This window comes from Mycobacterium sp. (genome assembly GCF_050701675.1).
In the GTDB taxonomy this organism is placed as follows: Bacteria; Actinomycetota; Actinomycetes; order Mycobacteriales; family Mycobacteriaceae; genus Mycobacterium.
In genome coordinates, this window is the sequence record NZ_JBOGDD010000535.1 from 1 (window position 1) to 7109 (window position 7109).

General features: G+C 69.0%; 8 protein-coding genes. 7 read left to right on the forward strand and 1 reads right to left on the reverse strand.

The window, feature by feature from the left end:
• The 6 genes from ACRDUX_RS16110 to purH all read left to right on the forward strand — a co-directional run.
• Window positions 1-168 (forward strand): FCD domain-containing protein (locus ACRDUX_RS16110; protein WP_526415024.1); only part of this gene is annotated, 168 nt, incomplete at its 5' end.
• A 67-nt stretch (window positions 169-235) separates the two neighbouring features.
• Window positions 236-1366: a dimethylsulfone monooxygenase SfnG gene (gene sfnG, locus ACRDUX_RS16115; RefSeq protein WP_526415017.1), complete on the forward strand. Its 1131-nt coding sequence runs from the start codon at window positions 236-238 to the stop codon at window positions 1364-1366.
• Window positions 1367-1479: 113 nt separating this feature from the next.
• Window positions 1480-2304, forward strand: coding sequence for a DUF5336 domain-containing protein (locus ACRDUX_RS16120; RefSeq protein WP_526415018.1), 825 nt, complete (start codon window positions 1480-1482; stop codon window positions 2302-2304).
• A gap of 61 nt (window positions 2305-2365) precedes the next feature.
• Window positions 2366-3874, forward strand: a complete 1509-nt coding sequence (locus ACRDUX_RS16125; RefSeq protein WP_526415019.1) for a cell division protein PerM — start codon at window positions 2366-2368, stop codon at window positions 3872-3874.
• A 10-nt stretch (window positions 3875-3884) separates the two neighbouring features.
• On the forward strand, window positions 3885-4520 hold the full coding sequence (gene purN / locus ACRDUX_RS16130) for a phosphoribosylglycinamide formyltransferase (protein WP_526415020.1): 636 nt from the start codon (window positions 3885-3887) through the stop codon (window positions 4518-4520).
• On the forward strand, window positions 4517-6088 hold the full coding sequence (purH, locus tag ACRDUX_RS16135) for a bifunctional phosphoribosylaminoimidazolecarboxamide formyltransferase/IMP cyclohydrolase (RefSeq protein ID WP_526415021.1): 1572 nt from the start codon (window positions 4517-4519) through the stop codon (window positions 6086-6088). Before purN ends, purH begins: the two co-directional genes overlap by 4 nt.
• On the opposite strand, the gene ACRDUX_RS16140 is transcribed toward purH, so the two are convergent.
• Entirely contained in the window at window positions 6060-6560 is a 501-nt protein-coding gene (locus ACRDUX_RS16140; protein ID WP_526415022.1) for a hypothetical protein, read from the reverse strand. The genes purH and ACRDUX_RS16140 overlap by 29 nt on opposite strands.
• Before the next feature lie 164 nt (window positions 6561-6724).
• On the opposite strand from ACRDUX_RS16140, the gene ACRDUX_RS16145 reads away from it, so the two are divergent.
• Window positions 6725-7109, forward strand: a 385-nt coding sequence (locus ACRDUX_RS16145) for an extracellular solute-binding protein (protein ID WP_526415023.1), incomplete at its 3' end; no start/stop codon positions are given.

The following is a 7109-nucleotide window of genomic DNA, read 5'->3' on the forward strand; positions in this document are numbered from 1 at the left end:
GCCCGGATCTGGTGTCTGTTCCTCGACCGGCTGCCCGACGTCGCCGGCCACGTCCGCGAACACGCCGCGCTCCTTGATGCCATCGTGGCAGGGGATGCGGACGCCGCGGCGGCGCTCACACTCGAGCACGTCGTCGGTTTCGAAGAGGCCATTCGCGCGCTGCTGTAGGCGGGCGTTGAAATCTGACGGATCGTTAGGGGTGACGCCCGTCGCGGTGCTTGTTGGGATGCAGACCATGACGACTGAACGCATCGCCGACCACGTCAAGTTCGCCTACTGGGTGCCCAACGTCAGTGGCGGCTTGGTGACCAGCGACATCGAGCAGCGCACCGACTGGAACTACGAGTACAACAAGAAGCTGGCGCAGACCGCCGAGAACAACGGTTTCGAGTACGCCCTGTCACAGGTCCGCTACGAGGCCAGTTACGGCGCCGAGTACCAGCACGAGTCGACCAGCTTCTCGCTGGCGTTGTTGCTGGCGACGGAACGGCTCAAGGTCATCGCCGCGGTCCACCCTGGGCTGTGGCAACCCGCGGTACTGGCCAAGCTCGGCGCCACTGCGGATCACCTGAGCAACGGTCGCTTCGCCGTCAACGTCGTGTCCGGCTGGTTCAAGGACGAGTTCACCCACCTCGGCGAGCCGTGGCTCGAACACGACGAGCGCTACCGCCGCAGCGCCGAGTTCCTGCAGGTGCTGCGCAAGATCTGGACCGAGGACGACGTGGACTTCCGCGGCGACTTCTACCGCATCCACGACTTCACGCTGAAGCCCAAGCCGCTCAACACGCCCGAGCGGCCGAACCCGGAGATCTTCCAGGGCGGTAACTCGACGGCCGCCCGTCGCAACGGCGGCCTGTACTCGGACTGGTACTTCTCCAACGGCAAGGACTTCGCTGGGCTGACCGAGCAGGTCGTCGAGGTGCGCGACCACGCCCGCACTGTCGACCGCGAGGTTAGCGTCGGGCTCAACGGGTTCATCATCGCCCGCGATACCGAAAAAGAAGCCAGGGACACCCTGCGCGAGATCATCGAGAAGGCCAACAAGCCCGCGGTCGAGGGCTTCCGCGACGCCGTCCAGCAGGCGGGCAGTTCGACGGGCAACAAGAAGGGCATGTGGGCCGACTCCAGTTTCGAGGATCTGGTGCAGTACAACGACGGTTTCCGCACCCAGCTGATCGGCACCCCCGAGCAGATCGCCGAGCGCATCGCCGCCTATCGCAAACGGGGTGTCGACCTGATCCTCGGTGGCTTCCTGCACTTCCAGGAGGAGATCGAGTACTTCGGTGCGAACGTGCTGCCGTTGGTGCGAGAAATCGAGGAGTCCGAAGAGAATTCGCGCAACCAGTCAGTGCTCGTCACCGTCTGACCGCCCCATGTTTGCTCACCGGCCGAGGTGGGCCTGGCGCCGCGCGCACCGGTCCGGCTCCGCAGGCTGGTGCGCTAGCGTGGGAGGTCGAATCGCCCATCACAGGAGGGGACATGTCGTATCCATCCGGTCCGCCCGGTAACCCCGGATACCCGTCCGGGCCGCCGGCGGCGCAGTACAGCTCGCCCACTCAGCAGTTCGGTCAGGTCCAGGAGGCGGCCCCGGCGGGGCCCAGCAAGCTTCCCCTGTACCTCGACATCGCGGTGGCGGTGTTCGGTCTGGCCATCTACCTCACCACGTTCGCGCTCGACAACGGCACGGCTCTCGGGCCGTTGCTCGGCATCCTGGCCGGCCTGTTGGCCGGTGTCGGTCTGGTGCCGAAGCAGAAGAGCCGCTACGCCGTCGTGGCGGTCGTATCCGTCCTGGGATTCCTGGTCGTCCTCGCCGGTGTGATCACCGTCGGTGCGGGCAACCTCGGCTGGGCGTCCTACCTGCTGGTCGCCTTCACGTTGCTGCAGGCCATCGTCGCGGTCACGGCCCTGCTCCTGGACGCCGAGGTCATCGCCGCGCCGGTGCCCAAGCCCAAGTACGAACAGCAGCAGCCCTACGGCCAGTACGGCGCGCCGGGGCCCTACTACGGACAGCCTCAGGGACAGCCGCAGCACGGCGGCCCCCCGCAGCAGCAGGCTCCGCAGCAGCGTGGCGGCTACCCGCCACAGCAATACGGTGGCTACCCCCCCAATGGACCGTCGACCGGCGGCTTCGGTGCGCCAGCGCCGCAGGGCCCGCCGCATCAGGGCGGACCGGCGACGCCTCCGACGGGCTTCCCGGCCTTCGGCCAGCCGCACGGCGGGCCTCCCTCGCAGCCGACGCAGGCCCACGAAACGCAGCAACCACCACAGCAGGCTGCTCCGCAATCGGCGCCGCCACCGTCATAATCGCTAGCGGCGCGTACGCAACCTTCGCGCGTACGGGATCGTGCGAGGAGCGACGCAGCTAGTGGACAACCGGCCAGTCGGCACACGTCAGGCACGCGACCTACTCAGAGTCGCGTTCGCGCCGTCGGCCATCGCGTTGGTCGTCATCGCGGCCGTCGTGTTGGTGCAGTTGGTGATCGCCAACAGCGACATGACGGGCGCGTTCGGCGCGATCGCCAGCATGTGGCTGGGCGTGCACCAGGTGCCGGTGTCCATCTCGGGTGCCGAGCTGGGCGCGATGCCACTGCTACCGATGCTGGCGATGGTGTGGGGAACGGCGCGCACCACCGCGGCGGCCACCAGGGCGGGCACGTCGTGGTTCGTCATCAGGTGGATCGTCGCGTCGGCGCTTGGCGGCCCTCTGCTGATCGCCGCGATCGCGCTTGCGGTGATTCACGACGCGTCGTCGGTGCTGACGGAACTTCAGACACCCAGTGCGAGCCTGGCGTTCGGGTCCGTGCTGGCCGTGCACCTCGCGGGCGCGCTCATCGGGGTCGGCACGCGGGTGTGGCGACGGCTGAGGACATTGCCGAACGCGCCGGCGTGGCTGCCCGACGCGGTCCGCGCCGCGTCGGCGGGCGTGCTCGCGTTGTTCGGCCTGTCCGGGGTGGTCACGGTCGGATCGATGATCGTGCACTGGAGCACGATGGACACGCTGTTCAAGATCACCGATTCGGCGTTCGGTCAGTTGAGCCTCACCCTGTTGTCGATGCTGTACGTGCCCAACGTGATCGTCGGCACGGCCGCCGTCGCCGTCGGGTCCAGTGCGCACGTGGGCCTTGCCACGTTCAGCTCGTTCACCGTGCTTGGCGGTGACGTCCCCGCGCTGCCGGTGCTGGCCGCGGTGCCGTCCCCGCCCCTTGGGCCCATCTGGGTGGCGCTGCTGATCGTCGCGGCGGCCTCGGCGGTGGCGGTTGGCCAGCAGTGCGCGCGACGGCCCGTACCGCTGGCTCCTGCGGCGGCCAAGTTGGCCGTCGCCTCGGCGCTCGCGGCCATCGTGATGGCATTGCTCGGCCACGCGGGCGGGGGGCGCCTTGGCAACTTCGGCGAGGTCGGTGTCGACCAGACCACGTTCGGTCCCGCGGTGTTCCTGTGGTTCCTCACCATCGGCGGCGTGACCGTCGTCATGACCGGCGGTGTCGTGCGTGGGCCCATGGTCCGGCGCGCGCCCGCCGCGGCGCCGAGACCGGCGCCCGAACCCGAACCCCAGCCGCCACCAGTGCCGACGGTCGACGACGACGAACCCGAGGAGGAGGAGGAAGCGCAGTACGAGCCCGCCTTCGAGGAGCCGGACGCCGACGACGTGATCGTCGCCGAGATCGTCGAGGACGAACCGGAGCAGCCGCCGTACGTCCGCGACGAGCCGGTCGCACCCCCGGTGGCCGCACCCATCAGGACCCCCGCGCCGGACGTGTTCGACCTCGACGACGACCCCGAGTCGCACTTCCTGACCGACGACGATGCGGGATTCGAGCCAGGAATCCCCGAACCACACGCAGGCAGCGACGAGCCGCGCCGCTCCTCCGATTAGGCTGCATCGCGTGCAGCCCCAGCCTCCCCTTCGCGTGCCCGCCAGCGCACCGGCCCGGCTGGTGGTCCTCGCCTCTGGCACGGGCTCGCTGCTGGAGTCGCTGCTCGAGGCCGCCGTCGGTGACTATCCGGCGCGGGTCGTCGCGGTGGGCACCGATCGGGACTGCCGGGCGCTGGAGATCGCCGCGGCCGCCTCGTTGCCCTCCTACACGGTCCGTCTCGGCGAGCACGCCGACCGGCACGCCTGGGACACCGCGATCACCGAGGCGACGGCAGCCCAAGAGCCCGATCTGGTGGTGTCGGCGGGGTTCATGAAGATCCTTGGTCCCCAATTCCTTTCGCGGTTCCTGGGCCGGGTGGTCAACACGCATCCCGCGTTGCTGCCCGCGTTCCCCGGTGCGCACGCGGTGCCCGAATCCCTGGCCTACGGTGTCCGGGTGACCGGCTGCACGGTGCATCTCGTCGATGCGGGGATGGACACCGGCCCGATTCTGGCGCAGGAGGCGGTGGCGGTCCTCGACGGGGATGACGAGAGCGCTCTGCACGAGCGGATCAAGGTCGTCGAACGGCGGCTGTTGGTGGAAGTGCTTGCCGCGATGGCTACTCGCGGTGTGACGTGGACAGGACGAAAGGCGGCGATCGGATGACCGACCAGGACGGCAGGCGGCCGATTCGGCGCGCGCTGATCAGCGTGTACGACAAGACTGGGCTCGCCGAGCTGGCTAGTGGCCTGCACGCCGCGGGCGTGGCCATCGTGTCGACCGGCTCCACCGCGAAAACCATTGCGGCAGGCGGTGTCCCCGTCACCCCGGTCGAGGACGTCACCGGTTTCCCCGAAGTACTCGACGGCCGGGTGAAGACCCTGCACCCCAGGGTGCACGCCGGCCTGCTGGCCGACACCCGCAAGGCCGAGCACCTGGCCGCGCTGGAGGAGCTGGAGGTGGCCGCCTTCGAGCTGGTGATCGTCAACCTGTATCCGTTCACCGACACGGTCGAATCCGGTGCCAGCGAGGACGAGTGCGTCGAGCAGATCGACATCGGCGGGCCGTCCATGGTGCGCGCCGCTGCCAAGAACCATCCCAGCGTCGCGGTGGTCGTCGAGCCGCTCGGCTACGACGGCGTGCTGGCCGCGGTGCGCGCGGGCGGTTTCACGTTGGCCGAACGAAAGAGGCTGGCGTCGTTGGCGTTTCGGCACACTGCGGAGTACGACGTCGCCGTGGCGAGCTGGATGGGCTCGACGCTGGCGCCGCAGGCGGATGGTGCGCCGTCGCCCGAGTGGTTCGCCGGGACGTGGAAGCGCGCGGCGGTGCTGCGCTATGGCGAGAATCCACACCAGCAGGCCGCGCTGTACCGCGACGACGCGTCGTGGCCTGGTCTGGCGCAGGCCGACCAACTGCACGGCAAGGAGATGTCGTATAACAACTACACCGACGCCGACGCGGCGTGGCGGGCCGCGTTCGACTACGAGCAGACCTGTGTGGCGATCATCAAGCACGCCAACCCATGTGGCATCGCGGTGTCGTCGCTATCGGTCGCCGATGCGCATCGCAAGGCCCACGAGTGCGATCCGCTGAGCGCGTTCGGCGGCGTGATCGCGGCCAACACCGCCGTCAGCGTCGAGATGGCCGAGACCGTCGCGGAGATCTTCACCGAGGTGATCATCGCGCCTGCCTATGAACCGGGGGCCGTCGAGATCCTGGCCCGCAAGAAGAACGTCCGCGTGCTGGTGGCGTCCGAACCCCAGGGCGGCGGCACCGAGTTCCGTCAGGTCAGCGGCGGTCTGCTGGTTCAGCAGCGCGACGCGCTCGACGCGCCCGGTGACGACCCCAACACCTGGACGCTGGCCACCGGCACGCCCGCCGACCCCGACACCCTGGCCGACCTGGTGTTCGCCTGGCGGGCCTGCCGGGCGGTGAAGTCCAACGCGATCGTCGTCGCGAAGGGCGGTGCGACCGTCGGCGTCGGGATGGGTCAGGTCAACCGGGTCGACGCGGCCCGGCTCGCGGTCGAGCGGGCGGGTGACCGCGTGCAGGGCGCCGTGGCGTCCTCAGATGCGTTCTTCCCGTTCCCCGACGGGCTCGAGGTCTTGACGGCCGCGGGTGTGAAGGCGATCGTCCACCCCGGCGGCTCGATGCGCGACGACGTGGTCACCGAGGCCGCCGCGAAGGCGGGGATCACGCTCTACCTCACGGGTGCAAGGCACTTCGCACACTGAGCGCCTCGGCCCTCGGCTTCTTCGAGAGCGTCGGCACCAACCACGTGCACAGGACCAGGTTGTAGGCGGCCAACACTCCGTAGAGCAGGGTGTCGCGCGGGTCGAACCCGAGAATCCCAGGGGTGTGACGGGCGGCTTCGACGGCGCAGACGATGGTCAGGGCCGCCCAGCCGCCTCCCGCGATCAAGCTGAACCCCAAGGTCGTCCAGCGCCCGAGGCAGGCGAGGACGGCCAGGGATCCGCCTGCCATCAGAAGGCCGCCGTGCAGTGGCGTGACCGTGAGTCCGAGGATCGGCATGCCCTCGGGGCCGAAGCGCAGGTTGGCCATCGACCAGGCCAGCGCGAAACCGCCGAGGATTCCGATCAGGAGTCCCTGACCCAGCAGCGCGAGGTGGGCGATCCGGAACCGCGACGTCGCCCGATCCGGCGCAGGAGCCATCTCCCGGCGTATCCCGTCCCGTTGTCCAAGCACGTGGTCCAGTCTGCCGCCGGTTGCTCCACAATGATTGACGCACAAGCTGATTGCCAGGTGATCTCATCACGGTTCACAGGGAGTTGACTGGCAGTTTGCTGAGTGTGCCGACATGCCGTGACCAACGCCGATCGCGCCGTCCCGAAGCGGTATCGTCACCTTCGATGAACGGGCGACTGAAGCGTGGTGTCGCGTTGAGCGCGATCGCGATGCTGTCGGTGACGGCCTGCGCCACGCACCAGGAGCCGACGACGTCGATCACCGTCTACGCGGCCTCCGCGTTGATCAAGAGCTTCACCGCGATCGGCAAGAAGTTCGAGGCGGAGAATCCCAGAGTTTCGGTGGAATTCGTGTTCGCTGGCTCCCCGGAGCTCTCGACCGCGCTCGCAGACGGGGCGTCCGCGGACGTCTTCGCCTCGGGTGACCCCGCCGACATGACGGTGGTGGCTGGCGCGGGCGCGGTCTCCGGGACGCCGGTGCCGTTCGCGACGGACCGGCTCGTCGTCGTCACCCCGGCCGGCAATCCACAGCACCTGACGTCGTTGGCCG